This is a genomic window from Leclercia sp. LSNIH8, from assembly GCF_002920195.1.
GTDB lineage: Bacteria > Pseudomonadota > Gammaproteobacteria > Enterobacterales > Enterobacteriaceae > Enterobacter.
The window spans coordinates 74187-100546 of sequence record NZ_PQJY01000011.1 but is presented as its reverse complement, the minus strand read 5'-3'; the positions used below and the strand labels follow the sequence as shown (position 1 = coordinate 100546).

General features: G+C 51.8%; 14 protein-coding genes and 11 pseudogenes. 16 read left to right on the top strand and 9 right to left on the bottom strand.

All coding sequences use genetic code 11. The annotated features are described in order from the left end of the window. Nucleotides 1-594: 594 nt before the first annotated feature. The 3 genes and pseudogenes from C3406_RS22505 (at nucleotide 595) to C3406_RS22495 (ending at nucleotide 2434) form a co-directional block, all read left to right on the top strand. The gene (locus tag C3406_RS22505) at nucleotides 595-1008 is read left to right on the top strand and encodes a hypothetical protein (RefSeq protein WP_103181181.1); all 414 of its coding nucleotides are present in this window, start codon (nucleotides 595-597) and stop codon (nucleotides 1006-1008) included. A 175-nt stretch (nucleotides 1009-1183) separates the two neighbouring features. Further along, nucleotides 1184-1870, top strand: a pseudogene (locus C3406_RS22500) (efflux RND transporter permease subunit); the annotation flags it as partial. Nucleotides 1871-1945: 75 nt separating this feature from the next. After that, the gene (locus C3406_RS22495; RefSeq protein ID WP_103793613.1) at nucleotides 1946-2434 is read left to right on the top strand and encodes a GNAT family N-acetyltransferase; all 489 of its coding nucleotides are present in this window, start codon (nucleotides 1946-1948) and stop codon (nucleotides 2432-2434) included. 44 nt (nucleotides 2435-2478) lie between these two features. On the opposite strand, the gene cadR is transcribed toward C3406_RS22495, so the two are convergent. Continuing rightward, on the bottom strand, nucleotides 2479-2919 hold the full coding sequence (cadR, locus tag C3406_RS22490; protein ID WP_003804130.1) for a Cd(II)/Pb(II)-responsive transcriptional regulator: 441 nt from the start codon (nucleotides 2917-2919) through the stop codon (nucleotides 2479-2481). A gap of 85 nt (nucleotides 2920-3004) precedes the next feature. Between cadR and C3406_RS22485 the strand changes: the two genes are divergently transcribed. The 4 genes and pseudogenes from C3406_RS22485 (at nucleotide 3005) to C3406_RS22470 (ending at nucleotide 8215) form a co-directional block, all read left to right on the top strand. Next, the gene (locus tag C3406_RS22485; protein WP_034375348.1) at nucleotides 3005-5410 is read left to right on the top strand and encodes a heavy metal translocating P-type ATPase; all 2406 of its coding nucleotides are present in this window, start codon (nucleotides 3005-3007) and stop codon (nucleotides 5408-5410) included. Then, on the top strand, nucleotides 5407-6486 hold the full coding sequence (gene lspA, locus C3406_RS22480) for a signal peptidase II (RefSeq protein ID WP_075149163.1): 1080 nt from the start codon (nucleotides 5407-5409) through the stop codon (nucleotides 6484-6486). Before C3406_RS22485 ends, lspA begins: the two co-directional genes overlap by 4 nt. A gap of 129 nt (nucleotides 6487-6615) precedes the next feature. Then, a complete protein-coding gene (locus C3406_RS22475) occupies nucleotides 6616-7173 on the top strand; it encodes a recombinase family protein (RefSeq protein WP_004213590.1) in 558 nt (185 codons plus the stop codon). A 2-nt stretch (nucleotides 7174-7175) separates the two neighbouring features. Continuing rightward, nucleotides 7176-8215 (top strand): annotated as a pseudogene (locus C3406_RS22470) (DUF4158 domain-containing protein). On the opposite strand, the pseudogene C3406_RS22465 reads toward C3406_RS22470, so the two are convergent. Further along, nucleotides 8102-9448: pseudogene (locus tag C3406_RS22465) on the bottom strand (Tn3 family transposase); the annotation flags it as partial. The pseudogenes C3406_RS22470 and C3406_RS22465 overlap by 114 nt on opposite strands. Here C3406_RS22465 and C3406_RS22460 point away from each other — a divergent pair. Both C3406_RS22460 and C3406_RS22455 read left to right on the top strand, forming a co-directional pair. Continuing rightward, nucleotides 9446-10144 (top strand): annotated as a pseudogene (locus tag C3406_RS22460) (Tn3 family transposase); the annotation flags it as partial. The pseudogenes C3406_RS22465 and C3406_RS22460 sit on opposite strands and share 3 nt — an antisense overlap. A gap of 32 nt (nucleotides 10145-10176) precedes the next feature. Further along, nucleotides 10177-10425, top strand: a pseudogene (locus C3406_RS22455) (IS1 family transposase); the annotation flags it as partial. 14 nt (nucleotides 10426-10439) lie between these two features. Here the strand turns inward: C3406_RS22455 and C3406_RS22450 are convergent. From C3406_RS22450 to lacI, 4 genes and pseudogenes are all read right to left on the bottom strand, one after another. After that, nucleotides 10440-10580 (bottom strand): annotated as a pseudogene (locus C3406_RS22450) (maltose acetyltransferase domain-containing protein); the annotation flags it as partial. 65 nt (nucleotides 10581-10645) lie between these two features. Next, nucleotides 10646-11899 carry a lactose permease gene (lacY, locus tag C3406_RS22445; RefSeq protein ID WP_088221856.1) on the bottom strand — a complete coding sequence of 418 codons (1254 nt, stop codon included), beginning with the start codon at nucleotides 11897-11899 and terminating at the stop codon, nucleotides 10646-10648. Between the two features lie 51 nt (nucleotides 11900-11950). Next, nucleotides 11951-15025 (bottom strand): beta-galactosidase, encoded by a 3075-nt coding sequence (gene lacZ / locus C3406_RS22440; protein WP_088221855.1) that lies wholly within the window; start codon nucleotides 15023-15025, stop codon nucleotides 11951-11953. 121 nt (nucleotides 15026-15146) lie between these two features. Beyond that, nucleotides 15147-16229, bottom strand: a complete 1083-nt coding sequence (lacI, locus tag C3406_RS22435) for a DNA-binding transcriptional repressor LacI (protein ID WP_016809493.1) — start codon at nucleotides 16227-16229, stop codon at nucleotides 15147-15149. Nucleotides 16230-16922: 693 nt separating this feature from the next. Here lacI and C3406_RS22425 point away from each other — a divergent pair. After that, complete coding sequence (locus C3406_RS22425) at nucleotides 16923-17468, top strand: hypothetical protein (RefSeq protein WP_103793519.1); 546 nt, start codon at nucleotides 16923-16925, stop codon at nucleotides 17466-17468. A 46-nt stretch (nucleotides 17469-17514) separates the two neighbouring features. Further along, entirely contained in the window at nucleotides 17515-18009 is a 495-nt protein-coding gene (locus C3406_RS22420) for a PBECR2 nuclease fold domain-containing protein (protein ID WP_058663152.1), read from the top strand. Nucleotides 18010-18395: 386 nt separating this feature from the next. Here C3406_RS22420 and C3406_RS22415 read toward each other — a convergent pair. Together C3406_RS22415 and C3406_RS22410 are read right to left on the bottom strand one after the other, a co-directional pair. Next, a pseudogene (locus C3406_RS22415) lies at nucleotides 18396-19589 on the bottom strand (relaxase NikB); the annotation flags it as partial. A 341-nt stretch (nucleotides 19590-19930) separates the two neighbouring features. Next, nucleotides 19931-20589 (bottom strand): annotated as a pseudogene (locus tag C3406_RS22410) (transposase); the annotation flags it as partial. A gap of 70 nt (nucleotides 20590-20659) precedes the next feature. Between C3406_RS22410 and C3406_RS22405 the strand changes: the two are divergent. Next, nucleotides 20660-20893 (top strand): annotated as a pseudogene (locus tag C3406_RS22405) (IS3 family transposase); the annotation flags it as partial. A 599-nt stretch (nucleotides 20894-21492) separates the two neighbouring features. Here the strand turns inward: C3406_RS22405 and C3406_RS22400 are convergent. Then, on the bottom strand, nucleotides 21493-22485 hold the full coding sequence (locus tag C3406_RS22400; protein WP_103181193.1) for a tyrosine-type recombinase/integrase: 993 nt from the start codon (nucleotides 22483-22485) through the stop codon (nucleotides 21493-21495). A 2190-nt stretch (nucleotides 22486-24675) separates the two neighbouring features. Between C3406_RS22400 and mobI the strand changes: the two genes are divergently transcribed. The 4 genes and pseudogenes from mobI to C3406_RS22385 form a co-directional block, all read left to right on the top strand. Then, nucleotides 24676-25161, top strand: coding sequence for a conjugative transfer protein MobI(A/C) (gene mobI, locus C3406_RS22395; protein WP_103825220.1), 486 nt, complete (start codon nucleotides 24676-24678; stop codon nucleotides 25159-25161). 1 nt (nucleotide 25162) lies between these two features. Then, on the top strand, nucleotides 25163-25312 hold the full coding sequence (locus C3406_RS26220) for a hypothetical protein (protein ID WP_158250577.1): 150 nt from the start codon (nucleotides 25163-25165) through the stop codon (nucleotides 25310-25312). Between the two features lie 118 nt (nucleotides 25313-25430). Continuing rightward, nucleotides 25431-25582: pseudogene (locus tag C3406_RS22390) on the top strand (type II toxin-antitoxin system RelB/DinJ family antitoxin); the annotation flags it as partial. Then, nucleotides 25572-25785 (top strand): annotated as a pseudogene (locus C3406_RS22385) (type II toxin-antitoxin system RelE family toxin); the annotation flags it as partial. The pseudogenes C3406_RS22390 and C3406_RS22385, both read left to right, overlap by 11 nt. Between the last annotated feature and the right edge of the window lie 575 nt (nucleotides 25786-26360).

Sequence of the window (26360 nt, the reverse complement as noted above, 5' to 3'; positions counted from 1 at the left end):
GTTGCAAAAAAGTCAAATACCTAGTACGTTACTGAAGGGAGATAGTGTCATTCTGCTACGTGACCTGACATTACCCATAAAAGCAGGCAAACCACTCATGTTTTTCATGTGCTATTTATGCCCACGGCATTTATTTATTAGAAAAAAGAAACTACGCTGGGACGCTTAAAGGTGATATTAACGACTCAATATGGGCTAAATTTCCGGATAAACGGCGGCTTAAGTTACAGGATACGTTTAAACGGAATATCGCCCATATAGAAGCTATCAGAATAGCAGCAAGTGAAAAGGATCTGCCTTCTATCCACGTAGTGTTTATCAACGTAAAATCACGAGTTGATAGTGAAACTGATACACCGAACCGATACTATGGTCTTCAGTACGACACAACGGGAGAATTTTCACCGTCAATTATCGGTATCGACCTGAATACAAGGGAGCATATTCTACTCTCTGGTGCGACGGCAAAGTCTGACCGAGTAATGAACCTTTAAACCCGCATCCAATAAACGCCAAAGCCACCGTGAGTTAACTCGCCTCTTAAGCCGCCTGTTTTTGTTTTTATTTTTATTTTTATTTTTCTCTAGAATGGAAATGAAAAAAACGTTAGCGCTGTCCTTCATCGTTTTCTCTTTTTCTGTGATTGCTGGCCAACAAGCATCCCGTAGCACCTGGAATCTGCAGCACTATAATAACTCCGCCGCAGCCTATATCCGAACGCGATTCATTACAACCTGTGAGCTGGCGATAAAAGGTGAAATCAACGCCAAAGAACCGAGTGAACAATCAACCAAAGGAGTATTAGCGCAAGCCACACAGGGCATGGAGAAAGGAACCCCTGCATATTCAATTATTCATGACACCATTATCCTCGGTACGGATGCAGGCATGATGATTCATGAAAAAGGTAAAGTTGTCGCTAAAGACAAAACCGAACCTCATTCCTGCACTGAGTTCGTCAGTTATACAGAAATAAGAGCGTCATTTCTTAGTTTACCGCAGCCTTAAATGGTCCGAAGCAATCCGTTAAGGCTAACGCCGGTAGTGATGACTCTGATGGTAGTGTTTAAAGAACTACGGCTAAAGCTTTAACCGCATTCTACGATGAAAACGAAGTTGCAGCGGATGACAAGATTGGTGGCCGAAAGGTTGAGGTCAAGGGCGTGGTGCAGAGTATTGATAAAGATTTTACCGGTATCCTGCCATACGCATTACCGGGAGTGCCGCACAGGGAAAATCGTCGGGTACCGCAATGGCGGCAATGGACAAGCTGGCTAAGCACTTACCACCGGGGTTCGCCGGTGAGTGGGCGGGAAGTTCGTTACAGGAAAGGGAGTCCGCATCACAGCTTCCGGGTCTTATTGTGCTCTCGGTACTGGTGGTATTCATGGTGCTGGCTGCGCTTTACGAAAGCTGGTCCGTTCCCTTCGCGGTCATACTCGTTGTTCCTCTGGGGCTGCTTGGCGCTGTGCTCGCCGTATCCGTTACGAATATGACGAATGACGTCTTTTTCAAAGTGGGCCTGATAACCCTGATTGGACTTTCCGCCAAGAATGCGATTTTGATTATCGAGTTCGCGAGACAATTGATGAATGAAGGAAAGAGCCTTATTGATGCGACATTGATGGCAGCAAAGCAGCGCTTGCGGCCAATACTCATGACTTCTCTGGCTTTCACATTAGGTGTTGTTCCGCTGATGCTCGCCAGTGGAGCCAGCGACAGCACGCAGCATGCGATTGGCACCGGTGTATTCGGCGGGATGATTAGCGGAACGCTACTGGCCATTTTCTTTGTTCCGGTATTTTTCGTGGCGATCACCCGATTTACTGGCATGCGAAAAGGCAGACCTGGGAATAGCCGGAACGGCTAATCTCTGCCCTGTGTCCCGGCCAGTTTAAAGCAGGTTTCTTGCTGAACTGGCTGGCATAACATTATCAAGGACATTATGAACATCATTGTCACTCAAAGGTTAATCATTCGCCCTTTTAAGGCAGAGGATGCGGCAGCACTTTTCGATTACCTCTCTTCACCACGTGCTCCTTGCTTTAATGATGAAAAGTTACATTCGCTAGCCGAGGCGGAGAGCGACGTGGCTAAACGAGCCACGGACCCAGCGCAGTTTGCCGTTTGTCTAAAAGAAACTGATACGTTAATCGGACATTTTTTTGCGGACAATAGCGACGAGCCAGACAGCAATACATGGTCAGTGGGCTGGCATTTTAATCAACGTTATGAACGTCAGGGATATGCGAGCGAGTCAGTTGCTGCACTATTTGATTATTTATTTAAAGTAAAAGATGCCAGGCGTTTGTATGCCTGGGTAGAAGTTTACAATCTGGCCTCTCAAAAACTCTGTGAACGTTTGCATATGCGGCATGAAGGTTGTTTTAAAGAGTTTGTCGCCTTTGAAAACGAGGATGGTAAGGCAAGATAGGGGTCGCCTCAGAAAACGGAAAATAAAGCACGCTAAGCCCTTACTTACCCAGATGTTTGACTGTTCGTGGCACTTTCACCATGGCAATTGCAATTGCCCAACCCTTGCAAAATGCCGCACGCCTCTACAGATCGAGAGCCAGAACACTTCTCGCGCAAATCAACCAAGTGCCGTTTTAACTGCAACAGCGCGGACACACGCATTTCCACCTGTTGAATATGGGCCTCCAGCAGCGTGTTGACCTCCCCACAGTCCTGCATCGGGTTGTCTCGCAGACCCAGCAATGCGCGAATCTCACTCAACGTCATGTCGAGCGAACGGCAATGACGGATGAATTGCAAGCGCTCAATGTGCGCCTCACCGTACAGCCGGAAGTTGCCACCGCTTCGCGCTGGCTTCGGCAGTAGCCCTTCCTTCTCGTAGTAGCGGATGGTCACGACCTCGCACCCAGAGCGCTTGGCGAGGTCGCCAATTCTGATTTCCATGCATCAATCTCCAATTATCACTTGACTCTATAGTGACTATAGAGATTTTAATGGAGGCTGAATAGAAGATTTTCAGGAGTTACTCATGAGCGAATGCGCTTCAAAGGGGTGTGGCTGCACGACTGAGCCGATCATCCAACCCACGGCACCGGCCCCGCTGGCAACCGGATCGGCTCAAGCGGTGTACCGCATCGAGAACATGGATTGCCCGACCGAAGAGGCGCTGATCCGAAGCAAACTGGCCGGTCTGGCGGGGGTGGCGGGTCTTGAATTCAACCTGATGCAACGTACCTTGGCCGTGCGACACGAATTGCCTTCGTTGTCTCCCGTCGAGCAGGCGCTGAAGGCCATCGGCATGCAAGCTGTGCGCATGGATCAGGCGTCGGCCGAGCAGACGACCAAGCTGTCCATTGCCAAGATGGATTGCCCGACCGAAGAGACGTTGATCCGCAACAAGCTCGGCACCGTGGCCGGTGTTGCTGATCTCGATTTCAACCTGATGCAGCGCACGCTGTCGGTACGCCATGCGAACCAGGTTCTGCCAGACGTGCTCGTGGCACTGCAAGCGCTTGGATTCGAGGCGCAGGTCGTGGACACGGCAGAGGTCGCATCTCCATCCGCCGCCCCTGTGACCACGCCGACCAACTGGTGGCCGCTGGGCATCTCCTTGGTCACTGCATCGGCGGCCGAGGCGGTCTACTGGCTCCACAACGGCAATCACTGGTCGGTTGTCGTTCTGGCGCTTGTCGCGGTCTTCACGGGTGGCCTCTCCACCTACAAGAAGGGGTGGATTGCGCTCAAGAACCGTAATCTCAACATGAACGCCCTCATGTCGATTGCGGTCACGGGTGCCATGTTGATCGGCCACTGGCCCGAAGCGGCAATGGTGATGGTACTGTTCGCGCTGGCCGAGGTAATCGAAGCCAAATCGCTGGATCGCGCTCGTAACGCTATCCGTGGCCTGCTCGACCTGACCCCGGAACAGGCCACGGTACAGCAGGCTGACGGCACATGGCGCGAGGTGGGCGCCAAGCAAATCACCATCGGCGCCCGCGTCCGGGTCAAACCAGGTGAGCGCATCGCCCTTGATGGTGAGGTGCTGGAAGGCCGCTCTGCCGTCAACCAAGCCCCGATCACGGGTGAAAGCCTCCCGGTCGAAAAATCCCCCGGTGATTCGGTGTTCGCTGGCACGATCAACGAATCCGGCTCGTTCGAGTACCGCGTCACCGCCTTGGCCAACAACTCCACTTTGGCCCGGATCATTCACGCGGTAGAGGCTGCGCAAGGTAGTCGTGCGCCGACTCAGCGTTTTGTCGATCAGTTCGCCCGCTGGTACACCCCCGTTGTATTCGGCGTTGCCATCGCCGTCGCGTTGTTGCCGCCGCTGTTCATGGGTGCGGCATGGCTCGACTGGATCTACCGTGCATTGGTTCTGCTGGTGGTCGCCTGCCCGTGCGCACTGGTGATCTCTACACCGGTCAGCATCGTCAGCGGCCTGGCCGCCGCCGCCCGCCACGGCATTCTCATCAAAGGTGGCGTCTATCTGGAAGAAGGCCGCAAGCTGCGCTGGCTGGCTCTGGACAAGACCGGCACGATCACGCACGGCAAGCCCGCACAGACCGACTTTGTCACATGGGGCAATGCACTCGCCTCGGACAGCCGCAGCATCGCTGCCAGTCTGGCGGCCCGCTCGGACCATCCTGTATCCAAGGCGGTGGCACAGGCCGCGCAGACGGACGGGGTTGCCTTGCTCGACGTGGCCGAATTCAACGCGCTGCCCGGTCGGGGTGTGCAAGGCCAAATCAACGGTGCGACCTACCATCTGGGCAACCACCGGATGCTCGAAGAGCTGGGGCAGTGCACACCAGAGCTGGAGCAGCGCATCGCTGCGCTGGAAACCGCTGGCAAGACCGTCGTGATGTTGGTAGGCGCAAAGGCGGTACATGCCTTATTCGCCGTAGCGGACACCATCAAGGACAGCAGCAGGACCGCCATCGCCGAGCTGCACGCACTGGGCATCAACACCATGATGCTGACCGGCGACAACCCCCATACGGCACAGGCCATTGCCGCACAAGCCGGAATCGACCGTGCGCAAGGCAACCTACTCCCAGATGACAAATTGCGCGAAGTGGAGCAACTGGCCCGAAGCGGCAAGGTTGGCATGGTCGGTGATGGCATCAACGATGCCCCGGCCTTGGCGCGTGCGGACATCGGCTTTGCAATGGGAGCGGCTGGCACAGATACCGCAATCGAGACCGCCGACGTGGCCCTGATGGACGACAACCTGCGCAAGATTCCGACCTTCGTGCGCCTGTCGCGTGCGACGGCGCAGGTGCTGATGCAAAACATTGTGCTGGCCCTTGGCATCAAGGCAGTATTTCTGGTGCTGACCTTCACGGGTCAAGCGACCATGTGGATGGCGGTGTTTGCTGATATGGGGGCCAGCTTGCTCGTCGTTGGCAATGGCTTGAGGCTGTTGCGCAAATGAGCTGGAAATTCTTTCTCTACGACTGGGGTGGTCTGAACATCGCGTTGTTCCAAGCCATCAACATGAGCACACCTGCAGCGCTGGAACCGCTGGCATCGTTCTTCAACCTTGTGATAGGCAACTACTGGACTGCACCACTGATGCTCTTGGCGATGTGGGGATGGTCAAAGTCGGCACCTGACCCAACGCGGGCCGATGCCATCCGGTACAGACTCAGAGTCTTTAGCGTGGCCTTTGCGTTGGCATTTCTCGTCGCCACCATCTTGAAGCTATGGATCGACTTTCCACGCCCGCCTGCCGTTTTTGGCGACATGGTGCGCGTTATCGGGGGCATCGAACGACACTACAGCCTGCCCAGCGGGCATGCCACCTATGCCGCGCTGGTGGTCGGCGCGCTCTGGCCTTTGATAGGCCGTCGTGGCCGCATCGGCTTGGTGTTGTACGCCGCATTGGTCGGTTGGTCACGCATCGCAGCCGGAATGCACTTTCCTGCCGATGTGCTGGCGGGGTGGGTACTTGGATTGAGTTGCACGGCGCTCGCCGGGTGGCTGATGCCGCTGGCCGTCCCTGTGTGGCAATCGGCTCGCCGCACATCGACTTGGGTCTGGTTCGCAGTGGCCGCCAGTGCTGTCATGACCGATCAGCTCGCAAAGTTCGCCATCACCCGCACGTTTGCCTACGGTGAACAGGTCGAAGTCACGCCCTTCTTCAACTTCGTCCATGTCCTGAATCCCGGCGCGGCATTCAGCTTTCTGGCGAACGCTGGCGGCTGGCAACGTTACTTTTTCATCACGCTGGGCCTGGTCGTTTCTGCTTGGCTGGGACGCATGCTGTGCCAGCAATTGCCCCGTCTCGAAGCGATGGGATACAGCCTGATCCTCGGCGGTGCGCTGGGCAATGTCGCGGATCGTGTGCTGCGTGGACAGGTTGTTGATTTCCTTGACTTCCATTGGCGACTTGCGCACTGGCCCGCCTTCAACCTCGCTGATGTGGCGATAACTATCGGAGCGCTCTGCCTGTTCTTGACGGTTGTACCGAAAAGCAGTAAAGGCACAGAGGCCGAGGTGTCCGGTTAAGCTATACCCTAACCTGATGTCAGATGCTTGGCGCAAAGCACGTCAGAATAGAGTTGTAGTTTGTATTTATTGACACAAGCCGCCAAGGGTAATGGATTTCATCCTGACACTTTTACCTTTGGAGGCACCTTGCAAGGTCAACGCATTGGCTATATCCGCGTCAGCAGCTTCGACCAGAACCCTGATCGGCAACTGGAGCAAATCGAAGTCGGTAAGGTATTCACCGATAAGGCTTCCGGCAAGGACACGCAACGTCCCGAACTTGAAAGGCTGCTGGCCTTTGTGCGCGAGGGCGACACCGTGGTGGTGCACAGCATGGACAGGTTGGCACGCAATCTCGATGACCTGCGCCGCATCGTTCAGGGGCTGACACAACGGGGCGTGCGGATGGAGTTTGTCAAAGAAGGGCTGGCGTTCACCGGCGATGACTCACCGATGGCCAATTTGATGCTGTCGGTCATGGGGGCTTTTGCGGAGTTCGAGCGCGCACTGATCCGCGAACGCCAGCGCGAGGGAATCGTGCTGGCCAAGCAGCGCGGTGCCTACCGGGGACGAAAGAAATCGCTGAACAGCGAACAAATTGCCAAGTTGAAACAGCGAGTCGCGGCAGGCGATCAAAAAACCTTGGTGGCCCGTGACTTCGGCATCAGTCGCGAAACCTTGTACCAGTACCTGCGGGAAGACTGATCATGCCGCGCCGCTCAATCCTGTCCGCCACCGAGCGCGAAAGCCTGCTGGCACTACCAGATGCCAAAGACGAACTGATACGGCACTACACGTTCAACGAAACCGACCTATCGGTGATCCGCCAGCGTCGCGGCGCTGCGAATCGATTGGGCTTCGCCGTGCAGCTTTGCTACTTGCGATTCCCTGGCATCTTCTTGGGCATCGATGAGCCTCCGTTTCCGCCCCTGTTGCGCATGGTGGCCGCACAACTCAAGGTGCCGGTGGAAAGTTGGAACGATTACGGCCAGCGCGAGCAGACGCGGCGGGAGCACTTGGTCGAGCTGCAAACGGTGTTCGGGTTCAAGCCCTTCACCATGAGTCACTACCGGCAGCCGTGCATACATTGACCGAGCTGGCCTTGCAGACCGATAAAGGGATTGTGCTGGCCAGCACCCTTGTCGAAAACCTGCGGCGGCAGAGCATCATCCTGCCCGCCATGAATGCCATCGAGCGCGCGAGCGCCGAGGCCATCACCCGTGCCAACCGGCGTATTTACGCGGCGTTGACCGATTCTTTGTTATCGCTCCACCGTCAGCGCCTGGACGAACTTCTCAAGCGCAAGGACGGCAGCAAATTGACGTGGCTGGCATGGCTGCGCCAGTCGCCCGTCAAGCCGAACTCTCGGCATATGCTTGAACACATCGAGCGCCTCAAGGCTTGGCAGGCGCTTGACCTTCCCGCAGGCATCGAGCGACAAGTTCACCAGAACCGCCTGCTCAAGATCGCCCGTGAGGGTGGGCAGATGACGCCTGCCGATCTGGCAAAGTTCGAGATGCAACGACGCTATGCCACTCTGGTTTCGCTGGCCATTGAAGGTATGGCCACCGTCACCGACGAAATCATCGACCTGCACGACCGCATCATTGGCAAACTATTCAACGCCGCCAAGAACAAGCATCAGCAGCAGTTTCAGGCTTCCGGCAAAGCCCGCTGTGTCGGTGTAGTGCTCCTCGATCCGCAAGTCCGACTCGTGGTACAGCAGGCCATCGAGCACATAGGTTGAATCACGCACGCCGACGTTGACTACCTTGGTGCTGAAGGGCGCGTACTGGTCGGAGATATGGGTATAAAACGTCCGGCCTGGACTGCTTCCATACTTCGGGTTGATATGCCCGGTGCTCTCCGCTTTGCTGCCGGTTCTGAAATTTTGGCCATCCGACGATGACGTGGTGCCATCGCCCCAGTTTCCGGCAAAGGATTGCCGGAACTGCGCGTTGACCAGTTCGGCCAGCGCCGTTGAGTACGTTTCATCCCGGATGTGCCAGGCTTGCAGCCACGACAGCTTGGCGTAAGTCGTGCCTGGGCAGGACTCGGCCATCTTGGTTAGCCCGAGATTGATGCCATCAGCCAGGATCGTCGTCAGCAGCAAGGTTTTGTCCTTGGCCGTGTCGCCGGTCTTCAGATGCGTGAAATGCCGGGTGAAGCCTGTCCACTCATCAACTTCCATCAGCAGTTCGGTAATCTTGACGTGTGGCAGCAGCATCGCCGACTGGTCGATTAGGGCTTGTGCGGTCTCCGGCACCGCCGCGTCCAGCGGCGTGATCTTCAGGCCGGACTCGGTAATGATGGCATCCGGCAGATCATTGGCCGCCGCCATGCGGTTGACGGTGGCAAGCTGCTGTTCCAGCAATGCCAGTCGGTCGTGCAAATACTGATCGCAATCGGTGGCCACTGCCAGCGACAATTCGTTGGCCAGCTTCAGAGTAGCGAACTTCTCGGCCGGCACCAGGTACTCATCAAAGTCCTTGAACTGGCGCGAACCCTGCACCCAGACATCGCCTGATCGCAGCGCGTTCTTTAGCTCTGACAGGGCGCACAGCTCGTAGTAGCGCCGGTCAATGCCATCGTCCGTGAGCACCAGTTTCGCCCAGCGTGGCTTGATGAATGCGGTCGGCGCGTCGGCGGGCACCTTGCGGGCGTTGTCGCTGTTCATGCCGCGAAGCACCTCGATGGCATCGAGTACGCCCTTGGCGGCTGGTGCCGCCCGTAACTTAAGTACGTCTAGGAACTGCGGCGCGTAGCGGCGCAACGTGGCGTAGCTTTCACCGATGCGATGCAGAAAGTCGAAGCTCTCCGGCTGCGCGAGCTTTTGCGCCTCCGTGACGCTGGCGGCGAAGGTATCCCACGGCATTACGGCCTCGATGGCGGCGAACGGATCGCCGCCGCTCTGTTTGGCTTCCAGCAAGGCTTGGCCGATGCGGCCATACATCCGCACCTTGTCATTGATCGCCTTACCGATCATGTCTTCGGCCTGATGCACCTACTGGGCTTCCGATTCGCGCCACGTATCCGAGACCTGGGCGACACCAAGCTATTCATCCCAAAGGGCGATGCCGCCTATGACGCGCTCAAGCCGATGATTAGCAGCGACCGGCTGAACATCAAGCAGATACGCGCCCATTGGGATGAAATCTTGCGGTTCGCCACTTCGATCAAGCAGGGTACGGTGACGGCCTCGCTGATGTTGCGCAAGCTCGGCAGCTATCCGCGTCAGAACGGACTGGCCGTTGCACTGCGCGAGCTGGGGCGCATTGAGCGCACGTTGTTCATACTGGATTGGCTGCAAAGCGTGGAGCTGCGCCGCCGCGTGCAGGCCGGACTCAACAAAGGCGAGGCGCGCAACGCGCTGGCCAGGGCGGTGTTCTTCAACCGACTGGGCGAAATCCGCGACCGCAGTTTTGAGCAACAACGCTACCGGGCCAGCGGCCTCAATCTGGTAACGGCGGCCATCGTGCTTTGGAACACGGCCTATCTGGAACGGGCAACCAATGCTTTGAACGGGCACGGCAAACCGGTAGACGAGACGCTGTTTCAATACCTGTCACCGCTGGGGTGGGAACACATCAATCTGACCGGCGATTACCTCTGGCGCAGCAGCACCAAGGTCGGCGCAGGCAAGTTCAGACCGTTGCGACCACTGCCACCGGCTTAACGTGCTTTATTTTCCGTTTTCTGAGACGATCCCTTATGAGCCTGCTGTCACCCTTTGACGTGGTGATATGGATGACGGATGGCTGGCCGCTGTATGAATCCCGCCTGAAGGGAAAGCTGCACGTAATCAGCAAGCGATATACGCAGCGAATTGAGCGGCATAACCTGAATCTGAGGCAGCACCTGGCACGGCTGGGACGGAAGTCGCTGTCGCTCTCAAAATCGGTGGAGCTGCATGACAAAGTCATCGGGCATTATCTGAACATAAAACACTATCAATAAGTTGGAGTCATTACCCTTTTTTCAACTTCTGATGGAAGCGAGTGATTGAACTCATACATTAATGTTTTCCCACGAAGTCTTTTTTCAGGTAAGCCTTCGCACATATCGGTAAATAGCTTGCCTGCTTTTATTTTTTCTGTCATCGACATGTTCATTTTTAACATTCCGTCCTGATAAGTTGGTCGGATAAGGCGCTCGCGCCGTATCCGACATTAATTTCTTAAGCGACTTCATTCACCTGGCGACGCAGCAGGGAAAGTGGGCCGGGGCCGCTAAGCGTGAACACGGAAATTAAGGTGAAGCCCAGCGCCACCAGACCCAGCACCAGGTAAGCGCCCTGGAAACCGATGCTTTCATACATATTGCCCGCCAGAATAGACATAAAAATCATCGCCAGTTGCTTAAAGAAGCAGAAACAGACCAGATAAATCGTCGCTGAAAAACGCACTTCAAACTGGCTGGTAATATATTTAAAGCAGCCCACCAGCAGGAACGGTACTTCAAACATATGCAGCGTTTTCAGAATAACCACTTCCAGTGCTGAGGTAGCGAACGATGAGCCAATAATACGTACTGACATAATAGTGCCTGCCAGCAGCAGGGCGTTTTTCCCACCGATGCGATTAATGATCAGCGGCGCAAAGAACATAATCGAGGCGTTAAGTAATTCGCCCATTGTCGTTACGTAGCCAAATACCCGCGTACCCTGTTCACCGTTGGCAAAAAAAGAAGTAAAGAAATTAGCAAACTGTTGGTCAAAAACATCGTAGGTGCAGGAGACGCCAATAACATACAGTGACAAAAACCACAGTTTTGGCTGTCTGAACAGTTCCAGCGCCAGCTTAAGGCTAAATGCCGAATGGTTGGCACCTACCGCATTGGCAACCGTGGCGGAAGAGGGCGCATCTGTTTTGGCGAAAAAGAGCAAAACGGCGAGGATGAATGCACAGCCAGAACCCAGCCAGAAAACAAACTGATTATTGATGGTAAACATGATGCCGACAATCGAGGCACACATCGCCCAGCCAACACAGCCAAACATCCGCGCGCGACCAAATTCGAAATTACTACGACGGCTGACTTTCTCGATAAATGCCTCTACTGCTGGCGCACCGGCGTTAAAACAAAAGCCAAGATAAATACCACCAACAATCGCTCCTACTAAAATGTTGTATTGTAACAGTGGCCCGAAGATAAAAATAAAGAACGGCGCAAACATCACTAACATGCCGGTAATAATCCACAGCAGGTATTTTCGCAGTCCGAGTTTGTCAGAAATCAGACCAAACAGCGGTTGGAATAATATCGAGAACAGAGAAATAGCGGCAAAAATAATACCCGTATCACTTTTGCTGATATGGTTGATGTCATGTAGCCAAATCGGGAAAAACGGGAAGTAGGCTCCCATGATAAAAAAGTAAAAGAAAAAGAATAAACCGAACATCCAAAAGTTTGTGTTTTTTAAATAGTACATAATGGATTTCCTTACGCAAAATACGGGCAGACATGGTCTGCCTGGTTATTATTATTTTTGACACCAGACCAACTGGTAATGGTAGCGACCGGCGCTCAGCTGGAATTCCACCGACACTGACGGGCTCCAGGAGTCGTCGCCACCAATTCCCATATGGAAACCGTCGATATTCAGCCATGTGCCTTCTTCCGCGTGCAGCAGATGGCGATGACTGGTTTCCATCAGTTGTTGTTGGCTGTAGTGGCTGATGTTGAACTGGAAGTCGCCGCGCCACTGGTGTGGGCCATAACTCAATTCGCGCGTCCCGCAGCGCAGACCGTTTTCGCTCGGGAAAACGTACGGAGTATACATGTCTGACAATGGCAAGTCCCAGCGGTCAAAACAGGCCGCAGTAAGACGGTCGGGATAATTTTCTTGCGGTCCTAATCCGAGCCAGTTTACTCGCTCTGCGACCTGCGCCAGCTGGCAGGTCAGGCCAATCCGCGCCGGATGCGGCGTATCGCTTGCCACTTCAGCATCAACGGTAATCGCCATTTGACCACTACCATCAATCCGGTAAGTTTTCCGGCTGATAAATAAGGTTTTCCCCTGATGCTGCCACGCGTGGGCGGTCGTAATCAGCACCGCGTCGGCAAGTGTATCTGCCGTGCACTGCAACAACGCTGCTTCGGCCTGGTAATGGCCCGCCGCCTTCCAGCGTTCGACCCAGGCGTTAGGGTCAATGCGGGTCGTTTCACTTACGCCAATGTCATTATCCAGCGGTGCACGGGTGAATTGATCGCGCAGCGGCGTCAGCAGTTGTTTTTCATCGCCGATCCACATTTGTGAAAGAAGACCTGACAACCGGTTAAATTGCCAACGCTTATTACCAAGTTCGATGCAAAAATCCGTTTCGCTGGTGGTCAGTTGCGGGATGGCGTGGGGCGCGGAGGGTTGTGTCACGCTGAGGTTTTCCGCCAGACGCCATTGCTGCCAGGCGCTGATGTGCCCGGCTGCTGACCATGTGGTCGCGTTCGGTTGCACTACGTGAACCGTTAGCCAGAGTTGCCCGGTGCTCTCCGGCTGCGGTAGTTCAGGCAGTTCAATCAACTGTTTTCCTTGTGGAGCGACATCCAGAGGCACTTCACCGCTTGTCAGCAGCTTGCCATCCAGCGCCACCATCCAGCGCAGGAGCTCGTTATCGCTATGACGGAACAGGTATTCGCTGGTCACTTCGATGGTTTGCCCGGATAAACGGAACTGGAAAAACTGCTGCTGGTGTTTTGCTTCTGTCAGCGCTGGATGCGGCGTGCGGTCTGCAAAGACCAGACCGTTCATGCAGAACTGGCGATCGTTCGGCGTATCGCCAAAATCACCGCCGTAAGCCGACCACGGGTTGCCGTTTTCATCATATTTAATCAGCGATTGATCGACCCAGTCCCAGACGAAGCCGCCCTGTAAACGGGGGTATTGACGAAACGCCTGCCAGTATTTAGCGAAGCCACCAAGACTGTTACCCATTGCGTGGGCATATTCGCAAAGGATCAGCGGACGCAGTTCTCCAGGCAGCGAAAGCCATTTTTTGATGGACCATTTCGGCACAGCCGGGAAGGGCTGGTCTTCATCCACACGCGCGTACATCGGGCAAATAATATCGGTTGCGGAGGTGTCGGCTCCGCCGCCTTCATACTGTACCGGGCGGGAAGGATCGACAGATTTAATCCAGCGATAGAGCGCATCGTGATTAGCACCGTGGCCTGATTCATTCCCCAGCGACCAGATGATCACACTCGGGTGATTACGATCGCGCTGCACCATTCGCGTTACGCGTTCGCTCATCGCGGGTAGCCAGAGCGGATCATCGGTCAGACGATTCATTGGCACCATGCCGTGGGTTTCAATATTGGCTTCATCCACCACGTACAGGCCGTAGCGGTCGCACAACGTGTACCACAGCGGATGATTCGGATAATGCGAACAGCGCACGGCGTTAAAGTTGTTCTGCTTCATCAGCAGGATATCCTGCACCATCGTCTGCTCATCCATGACCTGACCATGCAGAGGATGATGCTCGTGACGGTTAACACCGCGAATCAACAACGGCTTGCCGTTCAGCAGCAGCAGGCCATTTTCAATCCGCACCTCGCGGAAACCGACATCGCAGGCTTCTGCTTCAATCAGCATGCCGTCGGCGGTGTGCAGTTCAATCACCGCACGGTAGAGATTCGGGATTTCGGCGCTCCACAGCGCCGGGTTTTCGACGTTCAGACGTAGCGTGACGCGATTGGCATAACCGCCACGCTCATCGATAATTTCACCGCCGAAAGGCGCGGTGCCGCTGGCGACCTGTGTTTCACCCTGCCACAAAGAAACCGTCACCCTCAGCTCATCGCGCAGCACGCCGTACATCTGAACTTTTGCCTCCAGTACAGCGCGGCTGAAATCATCATTAAAGTGAGTAACAACATGGAAATCGCTGATTTGTGTGGTCGGTTTGTGCAGCAACGAGACGTCACGGAAAATGCCGCTCATCCGCCACATATCCTGATCTTCCAGATAATTGCCGTTACTCCAGCGCAGCACCATCACCGCGAGGCGGTTTTCTCCGGCGTGTAAAAATGCGCTCAGGTCAAATTCAGACGGCAAACGACTGTCCTGTCCGTAACCGACCCAGCGCCCGTTGCACCACAAATGAAACGCCGAGTTAACACCATCAAAAATAATTCGCGTCTGGCCTTCCTGTAGCCAGCTTTCATCAATATTAAATGTGAGCGAGTAACAACCCGTCGGATTCTCCGTGGGAACATACGGCGGATTGACCGCAATGGGATAGGTCACGTTGGTGTAGATAGGCGCATCGTAACCGTGCATCTGCCAGTTTGAGGGGACGATGACAGTATCGGCGTCAGGAAGATCGCGCTCCAGCCAGCTTTCTGGTACCGCTTCTGGTGCCGGGAACCAGGCAAAGCGCCATTCACCATTCAGGCTGCGCGACTCTTGGGAAGGGCGATCGGTGCGAGCCTCTTCGCTATTACGCCAGCTGGCGAAAGGGGGATGTGCCGCAAGGCGATTAAGTTGGGTAACGCCAGGGTTTTCCCAGTCACGACGTTGTAATACGACGGCCAGTGAATCCGTAATCATTGTCATAGTTGTATCCTGTGTGAATTGTTATCCGCTCACATTTTCGCATAACATACGAGCCGGACACATAGAGTGTAAAGCCTGGGGTGCCTAATGAGTGAGCTGACTCACATTAATTGCGTTGCGCTCACTGCCCGCTTTCAAGTCGGGAAACTTGTCGTGCCAGCTGCATTAAGGAATCTGCCAACGTGCGGGGAGAGGTGGTTTGCGTATTGGGCGGTAGGGTGGTTTTTCTTTTCACCAGTGAGACGGGCAACAGCTGATTGCTCTTCACCGCCTGGCCCTGAGAGAGTTTCAGCAAGCGGTCCACGCTAGTTTTCCCCAGCAGGCGAAAATCCTGTTTGATGGTGGTTAACGGCGGGATATAACACGAGCTGTCTTCGGTATCGTCGTATCCCACTACCGAGATATCCGCACCAACGCGCAGCCCGGACTCGGTAATAGCGCGCATTGCGCCCAGCGCCATCTGATCGTTGGCAACCAGCATCGCAGTGGGAACGATGCCCTCATTCAGCATTTGCATAGTTTGTTGAAAACCGGACATGGCACTCCAGTCGCCTTCCCGTTCCGCTATCGGATGAATTTGATTGCGTGTGAGATATTTATGCCAGTCCGCCAGACGCAGACGCGCCGAGACAGAACTTAATGGACCGGCTAACAACGCGATTTGCTGGTGACCCAATGCGATCAGATGCTCCACACCCAGTCGCGTACCGTCTTCATGGGAAAAAATAATACTGTTGATGGGAGTCTGGTCAGAGACATCAAGAAATAGGGCCGGAACATTAGCGCAGGCAGCTTCCACAGCAATGGCATCCTCGTCATCCAGCGGATAGTTAATGATCAGACCACTGACGCGTTGCGCGAGAAGGTTATGTACCGCCGCTTTACAGGCTTCGACGCTGCTTCGTTCTACCATCGACACCACCACGCTGGCACCCAGTTGATCGGCGCGAGATTTAATCGCCGCGACAATTTGCGACGGCGCGTGCAGGGCCAGACTGGAGGTAGCAACGCCAATCAGCAACGACTGTTTGCCCGCCAGTTGTTGTGCCACGCGGTTGGGAATGTAGTTCAGCTGCGCCATCGCCGCTTCCACCTTTTCCCGCGTTTTCGCAGAGACGTGGCTGGCCTGGTTCATCACGCGGGAAACGGTCTGATAAGAGACACCGGCATACTCTGCGACATCGTATAGCGTTACTGGTTTCACATTTACCACCCTGAATTGACTCTCTTCGGGTGCTATCATGCCATACCACGAAATGTTTTGCGCCATTCGGAGGGGGCACGCCGAAGTGAGATTCAAAATGCCGACGTCAGTTTACAGGTGGGTAATGATACCAACGTGTTGATTTCGTATTTTCACTGACACCAGGATCATCCTGATGTTACAAGGATTGAATGACCACTACAAAAGCACTTCGCCGGGCTCATGAGGACATGGAAAATAAAAATGTGAACGGGAAAATTGTTTTTTCAGGGTTCTGATGAACAGGCCTGTCAGAGTAAAAAAAGATTCGGGTTCAGCACAATGCTGAATTCTGTCTGGCTATAGAGTAAGAATCGTACCGGAATTGAGCATTTACCCTCAGTACCTGCGGATGAAAAAGCAGTCTGCCCTGACATACTGAACAATCCCTTCTCATAAGATGCCTCTCTTTTGCTGTTTAAAGAGCTGAGCAGTCCGGGCGGAGACTGACCTCGTTCCGCTTTCCAAGCGACCCCCTTGTTGAAAGTGCGACAAAAGAGATAGGGCGAATGACTATACTTCGCTCATAGCTGCCCGTCATGCCAGCTCAAAAAATAGGCTTAACGTAGGATATTTTCCGTTTTCCAAGCGGCCCCCTTTTACCCCCTGCACAGTGCAAACACGACCAAAGGGTTTATTGAAGGAGTTGGGATCGTGGCCGTTGCCCGGACGGAGGCCGAGGCCATTCGCCTAATCCTGCCCCGTCCGGAAAACCATCCCGCCGCAAAAAGAAGTCAAGAGGAGAGCCGTGGAAAGCGATCGCCACCTTCCTGGCGGCTGGCCAACCGCCAGGAAGCGCACAACCTGATGACAGAATATGACATGGACCGCCGCGGGCGTGAAAAAAGTCTGTGGGAGGAAGCACTGGAAGTTATCAAAACCACAACCATGGCAGAACTTACCTTACGCTATATCACGCTCAACAAACCTGAGACTGATGAAACAGCCGCACCGGAAGCGATGATACCTACAGATGCAATTCTGCGTAATATTAGCCTTCCGGAGATAGCGGCCAGGACATCGCTCAAACAACAATTATTCGAACCCAGCAGGGCTCCGCCTCAGTTAAGTGGCCGAATCTTTCTCGTTGATAAAAAAAGGCCGCTTGCGCGGCCTTTTTTCTTTAATTATCTTATGCCTGCTTCTGCCTTGCCTTCGGTGTTATTCGGTCTGCCTGTTCTGGCGACCCGGGAAGTGTAATGATATCCTGCTCATCTGCGTATAAATGGCGGATTTAACAATAAGAATGGCTAAAGCTCTCAATGGATTACCAACCTTTAAAGATTTGGACCTGAAAGACCTCAGGAACCTTGAAGCTGAAGAACGTCGTGATCAACCAGAAGAGATCGTCGCAGGGAGTACAGCTGAAGAAGCCCTGGCGTTCCTGGAAGCACATATGGGTTTCAGCTCGCCAGAAATGTCTGCAGTTATTAAGGCAACGCATATAGGAAACATGTGTATTGTACGCGATAAGCTTGCCCACATTGTGGAGAAGCGCGTAGACGCACGTGAACGTTACGTAAAGCTGGCACTCGACACACTTGAGCATCCCTACGAGATATGGGAAACAATGTATGACGATGAAATGGTGCGTTATATCTTTATCGGCACATACAAGCAGAGGCAGCAAATGCTGGTAGTTGTTGCACCCTGGGATGGAAAGGTTCTCTGGAACTTTATGCACACAGAAGCAAAGGGGCTGAACAAACACCGCAGAGGGAAGTTGCTGTATTGCAGATAACAAAAAGCCGCAATGATGAACACTGCGGCTAATAATGTTGTCTTTTTATATTAAACACCTTCAGACTAAAGGTGCTGAGGTCTCACCCAGGCACAGAAGTTAGGGCTTCTATGGGGTTCATCCACCAACTATTGCACCCTAATGCAGTTGGCTTCCCGCTCAAAAATAATATTACGCTAATATAAGTTAGTGTCAACCATGATGAATGGCTTGCGTAAAGAGGTTTAGTGCGCCTGCTCATGCTAACGCGGAGAAGGTGGCTTCCAGTCGTTACGTGGCTCATGTGAGATGTATGCCGGTGTATTCTGCTCCGCCTCTGCGTTACGGAAAAACGCTTCGCACTGCTCACGCATTCTGTCCACATCCGGTCGGCTGATACGGACCTGATCCTCTTCTCCCGCACGGTACACATTATACCAGCCCACCATCTCAGCAAGCGCCTGGTTAAACTGTATGTCATTCCCTTCCGGAGCAAAGCCCATCTTCGGGTCCCTGGCGAAAAGCACAGGGGATACCCGGTTTAGCTCACGCTGAAGGGACGCAAAATCACTGCCGTTTCTGAACACCACCCGATCGCCGTAATCGGTACAGACGTGCTGCCCGGTATCAGTATCGCTGAACCGGATGCTGCCGTTTTTCTGTAAGGCAGGCTTAAGGCCTGGCATATTGTAGTACAGCGGTGCGCTTCCCGGTTCGCAAAGCACCACGCAACGCTGGTTGGACGTCGACTGCGTATTATCATGACGACGATCCCGGTAATCCCATCCCCTCAGCTGCGATATCGCAGCCCTGTCACCTTTCAGCGCTTCCACTTCAACCCACTGCCGGTAAGACGGCGGATACCATTTCCCCTGCCCGATAAGCTCCAGTCGTTCCGCTTTCACACTCTCTTTCAGCGCAATGAGTGCCTGCATGCGCTGCAGCTCCGCAATGTGATAATGCAGCTTCCGCACGAGAGGATCGCGTTGCTGTGCGCGGATACGTGCCTTACGCATCCTGCACTCGTCATGTATCGCCTGCCAGCGTTCCCGGTTGTGTAAGTCCGGACGCTGCCAGTTCGCGCGCCAGGCTGAATAGCGGGCCTTCAGATCGTCGCGCGCTGCAGCGCGTGCTTCGCGACGCTGACGACGCAGTTCAGGATCACGTTTCATGCCCGGGATATCGCGGTCGCTGACGGCAAGCTCAGGGTTATAACGGCTCACCGGCGCAACGCGTTCAAAAATATCTGACGGCACACGAACAAACGCACCGGCATGCGGCTCTGCACGTACAAGCGTCAGATCAGGATGGACATGGCTTGCTTTAACCGGCGTCTGGTCGTGGTTATATGCGTCCATAACCACCAGGCCCTGCTTCTCACGCATCAACAGTAATCCCTGACGCGCCAGCAGTTCATGACCGCGCTCCCAGGTGAATTTCCCGCTGCTGATAAGCGCCTCTAAATCCTGACGGCAGTGTGATACCGCATAGCTCCACAGGCTTTCTTTGTCGGAGAAAATCTCACGTTTAAGCGCGCCCTGCGGACCCGAACCGGTGCGCAGTTTTGCCCATTCCCGATCGCTGACCGGGCGGGCTTTCAGTCCTCCGCCGGCAAAACGTTCCGCCGGAGGGACCTGGCGGAAAATGTCATGAGGAACAGGCTGCCACCCACCTTCATAGCTGTTCATGACCGCTTTCGTCAGGGCTGGCCAGACACGTTCAGCGCGTACGGGCGTACGCGTCTGATCGTAACCGTCACAGATAACAAGGCAGTCATGCTGCTCTTTCAGGTACAGACCGGAATGTGCCAGAAGCGTATGAACAGCCTGCATGGTGCGTTGCGCCGGGTCCTGATAAAGTGCGATAAGTGGCGCGCGCAGACGGGAGACAGCGTACTCATTCAGCGTCTCCGTTTCGGTCATGCGTCCAGGGCGGGACAGCATGGTAACGGTACGGCGAACTGTCGCTCAAGATGATTCGGGATAGCAACGTGCTCATGACCGCCACGCTTATACCGGTGAGTCGGCTGCTGGCAACTGACCAGCCCCAGCTCTTTCATGAGTCTGCCAGCAAGCCAGCGCCCCATCTGGTAGCCTCTCTGGGTTGCCATTGTGGCGATGCTTCTTGCTCCGGCAGAGCCGTGGCTGATGCCATGCAGTTCAAGTACCTGGCTGCGTAATACAGCCCGTCTGCCGTCTGGCTTTTCAGGACGGTTTTTCCAGTATTTGTAGCTGCTGCGATGGACCCCGAACACATGGCAGAGAGTGGCCACAGGATAACGCGCCCTGAGTTTCCCGATTATCGAGAACTGTTCAGGGAGTCTGACATCAAGAGCGCGGTAGCCTTTTTTAATATTTCATTTTCCATTTCAATACGTTGTAGCTTTTTCCTGAGCTCACGGATTTCAATTTGTTCCGGGGTAATGGGGGAGGCTTTTGGTGTTTTTCCCTGCCGCTCATCACGTAATTGTTTCACCCATCGCGTCATTGTGGAAAGGCCGACATCCATAGCGCTGGCTGCATCTGCCACGGTGTAATTCTGGTCAACGACCAGTTGAGCGGATTCGCGTTTAAACTCTGCGCTGAAATTTCTTTTTTTCATTATGGCACCTGTGTTGTTCTGAGGTGAGCATATCACCTCTGTTCAGGTGGCCAAATTCAGTAAACCACTTCAGGTGCTGGATGTTCATCCCAGTGGTTTTTACGCCTGGCTTCAGCAGCCGCATTCACAACGCCATCAGGCAGACCTGAGACTGACAGGACAGATTAAACAGTTCTGGCTGGAATCGGGATGCGTCTATGGTTATCGCAAAATCCATCTGGATCTGCGTGACAGCGGGCAACAGTGCGGAGTGAACAGAGTCTGGCGACTGATGAAACGTGTCGGGATAAAGGCTCAGGTCGGATAACCAGACTCGACAATTTCTTATGTGGTAACTTTCTACCAAGAACGCGATATTTCCATAAATCAACGAGAAATTTAGCGCCGGTACATTAGTGAGAGTCACTACGAGAGGGGTGGCATTTACTTCAGAGAGTGAAATAATTTGCTGATACCTGACGCCGGAACCTTCTGCTTCAAACGTCAGTTCAATGCGCGCCAAGGGAGTGTTGGTCGTCTTAAATGCTATCCTGGTCAGAGGCTCTCCTTTATCAGTGAGCATGCCAAATCGAAGACTGTACTCAAGATTATTATCAATGGCATCCCAACGAGCTCCCAAGCGGTGCCGTAATGCCCATTTCTCATGAGAATGCATATAGGTAGACATTAATAACCGTTGCGTTAGCTTTCCCCATAACCACTTGGCAACTGTTAAAACCAATCCCGAGGGGGGAGAAATAGACATGCATAAACCCTAAAGTTATTATATATTTTTCTATATATATCAATAATTTCCTGGAACTTAAACACTCATTTTTAATGATGCTTTAGATCGTTGCCAGTAGGTAAAAAACGTCACAGCCAGGGATGGCGAAGGCATCAAGGTTGATCCTGTCGACTAAATCATTTGACAAGATTGAGCCTATCGCGGGCATCTCGAAGACGCTGTTCTCCGCGACGATCGTACTGTTGGGTGGTCGTAACGCTGGCGTGACCCATCGCATCTTTAACCGTAATTAAGTCCTCACCGTTATCCAGCATGGCAGTTGCGAAGGTCCTGCGCAGGTCATGTGGCGAGCACTTACCGATCCCGGCCTGCCCCTGACGCACCTGCAGGATATGGTACACCGCCTGGTCGGTGAGCCGGTTCAGTGTCACATCCCCGAAGCGGCGGATCCGCGTGAACAGCGGCCCCGGGGTTTCGCCCCGGACCTCATCGATCCAGATCTGCAGCCGCTGCCAGGCCCCGGCCGGGACGTAGGCCAGACGCTCCTTGTTCCCCTTCCCCAGCACCCGTAGCGCCCGATTGTGCGTGACAACGTCACGTAAATCTAGGCCCACGGCCTCGGACCGCCGCAGGCCACATCCCAGGATAACCGCCAGCATCGCCGCGTCCCTCGGCCCGAGGCAGCTGCGATCGGCCTCACACACGGCAAACAACGCGCGGATCTCCTCCGGCGGCAGGGCCCGACCGCTTGGCAGCCGGCTGCCACGCAGGTTCGGTACCGCCCGGATGTGCTGGAAGCTCTCAACGTCCATCAGGCGGAGCATCCAGGCTTCCTTCGCTACGCCCTTAAGAGCCGACAGATAGGTGTTAATAGTTGCCATCCCCCGGCCAGTATCGCGCAGTAACTCGGTGATTACCATGACGTGATACCGGCGAATGCTGCCCCAGTTGCAGGTGTCAGCGCTACCGGCACCAAGCATTTTGGCGACAATCCCGAGGAACGAAGCCATGGTCTGCCGGCTACGTTGGGAATTAAGGGACAATAGGTAAGCCCGGGCCGGATTTACCGGAACGTTATTGCCGGACAGCGCCGGCAGAAATGTCTCATCCAGCGGGATCGCTGCTGCCAGAAGATTACGTTCCTGTTCGTCATCAGGCATCAGGCTCATGTCAGGCTCCGGTCCGGCCGGAAAACGTCCGGCGCGCTGTGCGAAAACTCAGGGGAAATGGTCCCGTGAAGCGTACCGCAGAAAGACTACTTTTTCAAAGGTACATTTTAATAAGTAGACTTGAAGCACTTGTTCTTAGCTGTACGATTACAACATGCTTTTGATAAGCCAATAGCTTTATCTAAAAGCAATGCAAAAATGGAAGAGGATGATTCTACAATAAGCATCATTAAACTTATTGTGGGATTGATTAGCTTTTACCATTCTGATTTTTATGTTGGCACATATTAAATAATAAATAGTTAATCGAGTTTATCGAACTTCGATTCAAAAAAACGTTATGTCATTTATTCAAGAAATTGGTGAGAAAATAGGGCGCATATAAATAGGCGACTCTTGGCAACCCTCCTCGCATGTCTGGAATATGCTCATAGCAAAGTGCATAACAGGCGGTTAATGGGCTTATGCATTATCGATGGTTTTAGAGCATGTATCGATTGCAGTTTACAGTCTAGGCATTCCATACTGAAACACGGAGAAATGATATATATGGAGATATCTAACAGTAACTGGTTAGATTAAGTAAAATACTTACACAAATTATATTTTACTATTAGGAGTCCATGCCATCTTTCTGCTTGCTACTTGTACCTAGGTTGAAAGTTGCGCTACTAACAAGACACTCGGACCTTCACTAAGTTTCATTTTCTATCCTCATTCCTCAGTCGCGTAAATGAAGACGCTCAACCTAGTAATAAAATCCTGCCGATGACTTGCAAACTTAAGGACATAACGCAGCGCTTCATTTATCTTTACCCACATGCTATCTAAGGATAGATCAGCTAAAATTTCATATCCTCAAGCGGAAATTTTATGGAAGGTATACCTGGTTCGTAGGGATTTATCGACTATAGATATATTATGCGAGGTAATAACGCGTAATCTTCAATTGTCTTCAAAGAAGATATTTCAAACTCTTGAGTGCAAGTAATAATATTGTGTTGTGTTTTCTAGGAATAAGCAGATAAATTTTGGGGGGCGAAGTAATAACCTATTCTCAAAAATAATAAATTTGGATGCCAATCGTTTACTAACGAGACAACACCATTTTTGTGGTTGACATTCATCAAGGCAACAATTGAACATTTCCATTTCATCCCCCCCATATTACGTGAATCTGGTAAAGATATTTTCATCATAGAAAGATCTTATGATCACAAATCATAGATTGAGAAATCTCTTTGAACCAATATGTTTTTTTGTTACACAACATACAAAAAAACGCTTGGTCGTGTACTAGAGCGAGAGAGGGTTTATGTATGGCTATAATATTATCAGGCTGAAAAGGAAATTTTGTCATTGGAATTTAAATTAACGTAATCTTGCAAAGACATGGGTTCTAGAAAGTTGAAAAACTGAGTTATTGACATTTCATCATAAAAAACAATTGAACATCTTAAATAAAATCTGTTGTGAATGAAAATGCATCTTATACACGTCCTCTTTCTAACCTTGCCTACATAAGGGATTTCAAAACTTATGGAATGAAAACTATAATAGAAAACCGCAAAAAATAAGATTTAAATTTACTTTTCTGTGGTCCCTGTCCTCTAACACTGTTAATGAATTAGTTAGATCCGTAGGTCAATACTAACTCTTATACATATAACACTTTTTTACCAGAGGCTGTATTAATTTAACAGCAGACTGGATTTAGCTTACTGCTTATGTGCAACTTTTTGGATAAAAGGCAAGCATAATTCACATGCACCATGTTCGACTTTTTCTGTAAAAGACCCACATAAAAGGTTGCGATATGTTTAACTTTTAGTCAAAAAGTTAAACATACACGAGTTTCTCATGTTCAACTTTTAGCCAAAAAGTTAAACATACATGAATTGCTCATGTTTAACTTTTGTAGGAAAAGTTAAACATGGAGAAATATGTCATGTGCGACTTTTTAAGTAAAAGTGTTACAAGTATTAATCAAACTTTTGAAGATATGCAGGGTACTTAAAAAAGTAACTTTATTAATGGCACCATTCGACACCTAACAATCTTAATCCCCATCACGACCTAACTGGTACCGGCGCTGAGCTAAAACTCGTCTGGGTGTAGTCCAAAATCCTCTTCTATCCGACGTGGAAGACGGCATACTTCATGTATAGTATTGAGATACAGGAGGAGTGCATGAAAGATTTGCTAATCAAGCTGTACGAAGCACATCGGGCGCAGAACATCAGAAGCATTGATAGCGTTGCTGCTGAAGCTAAAGATGAGATCGATAATTACTGGACAATCTGGAAAAAACGTAACAAAGAGATTATTTCAACTAGTAATGTACAAAAACACGATTCAGAAAAACTTGGTCGCTATGCGCCAAGACTTGGACATATTGGTAGTGCAAAGAAATTGACTATTAACTGGGATGATTACGCATCGCGTCTAAAAGGTGTCCCGGCTATGCATCGCGCAATTCGTGTAAAGCCATTGAAAGCGGGAATGTATTCGATAAATTGTTTTCCAAAATGTACAGAGTGGGAATGGCGCTTAATTTTTGAGTATGAAAGTAAATTCTGCCTTTATAGAGATTCGCTTGAGTATTTCCATAAATACAATATTGAACTGTCAAGAAAGATCAGAAAGTTGAAAAACATTAAGAGTGAGGATGTCTGATATGACTACTAAGGCTCCAACAAGAAGATGCTTGTTAGACGTTGTGGAGTCTTATCGCGGTTGTGATGAAGCCGCCTCGGCGATATATGATGATGGCAGAACAGTGGAGAAAATGACCGAGAAAATCATGTATATAGCAATCACTGAATAACTTTTGCTGTCAGGTTGTAATGCTGAAGGAAAGGAAAAAGGAAGAGATGGTACGTTTGGTAGACGAGCTTATGGCTGAGAAAACGGTAGATGTGAAATTTAAGACCTAATGGTATTGAGCGCTTCTTCTCATGCTTGAATATATCGCTGACAATAAACGCTTGCCGTTCAAAAAAACACTTTCGAGTGATGAAGATGCTGAGTTCGTGAGATAGTGAAAGAGCGTCTTCGCAATCCTAAGCCTGTGCGTGTAATTCTGGATGAACTCTGATGGCGTATTTTTTGATTACGATGAGAGGGCACTAAAGGAATGGCGAAGCTAGGCTCAACAGTACGTGAACAGTTAAAAAAGATACTGGCTAAAGTGCTTGAATCATCCCGAATTTAAGCGAAGTAACTTCGTGGCGTACCTGACTGTTACAAGATAAAGTTCAGGTTTTCAGGTTATCATTTTGCCTATCAGGCATAGACGAGTAGATGATTGTCTTCGTAATTTCTGTTGGTAAAAGAGAATGCCCAGAAGTTTATAGCTAGGAGGAAAAATGGATATTCTAAGACAAAGCAGTAGAACTCTTTTCCGCAGTAAAGGTGTCACTCCTGCTTTGATTTGATATAAGAAAGACTTTATTAACGAGCCAGTTTGTCACAATTACTTGGATGTTTAACATAGCGTCTAAAAACTCCATCGGTTAAATGATGTAAAGTGTATCTCCATAAATATTGCTGTCGTAAATTCGTGAAGTTCCTTTACGGTTTATAACATTATCAAATATGGATTGTGAACCGTGGTTGATGAGTAGGAAAGCCACCAAAGATGGACTGTGGACCATAATTGATGAGTAGAAAGCCACCAAAGATGGACTGTGGACTGTGATTGATGTGTAGAAAGCCATCAAAGATGGACTGTGGGCCGTAATTAATGACTAGAAAATCATCAAAGATGGACTGTGGGCCGTAATTGATGAGTAGAAAGCCATCAAAGATGGACTGTGGACCGTGATTAATGAGTAGAAAATCATCAAAGATGGACTGTGGACCGTAATTAATGA

Coding starts and splice junctions, on each gene's coding strand:
- C3406_RS22505 (WP_103181181.1), top strand. CDS start 595: ATGAAAAAAACGTTAGCGCTGTCCTTCATCGTTTTCTCTTTTTCTGTG.
- C3406_RS22495 (WP_103793613.1), top strand. CDS start 1,946: ATGAACATCATTGTCACTCAAAGGTTAATCATTCGCCCTTTTAAGGCA.
- cadR (WP_003804130.1), bottom strand. CDS start 2,919: ATGGAAATCAGAATTGGCGACCTCGCCAAGCGCTCTGGGTGCGAGGTC.
- C3406_RS22485 (WP_034375348.1), top strand. CDS start 3,005: ATGAGCGAATGCGCTTCAAAGGGGTGTGGCTGCACGACTGAGCCGATC.
- lspA (WP_075149163.1), top strand. CDS start 5,407: ATGAGCTGGAAATTCTTTCTCTACGACTGGGGTGGTCTGAACATCGCG.
- lacY (WP_088221856.1), bottom strand. CDS start 11,899: ATGTACTATTTAAAAAACACAAACTTTTGGATGTTCGGTTTATTCTTT.
- lacZ (WP_088221855.1), bottom strand. CDS start 15,025: ATGACAATGATTACGGATTCACTGGCCGTCGTATTACAACGTCGTGAC.
- C3406_RS22420 (WP_058663152.1), top strand. CDS start 17,515: ATGGCTAAAGCTCTCAATGGATTACCAACCTTTAAAGATTTGGACCTG.
- C3406_RS22400 (WP_103181193.1), bottom strand. CDS start 22,485: ATGAGCCTGATGCCTGATGACGAACAGGAACGTAATCTTCTGGCAGCA.
- mobI (WP_103825220.1), top strand. CDS start 24,676: ATGAAAGATTTGCTAATCAAGCTGTACGAAGCACATCGGGCGCAGAAC.
- C3406_RS26220 (WP_158250577.1), top strand. CDS start 25,163: ATGACTACTAAGGCTCCAACAAGAAGATGCTTGTTAGACGTTGTGGAG.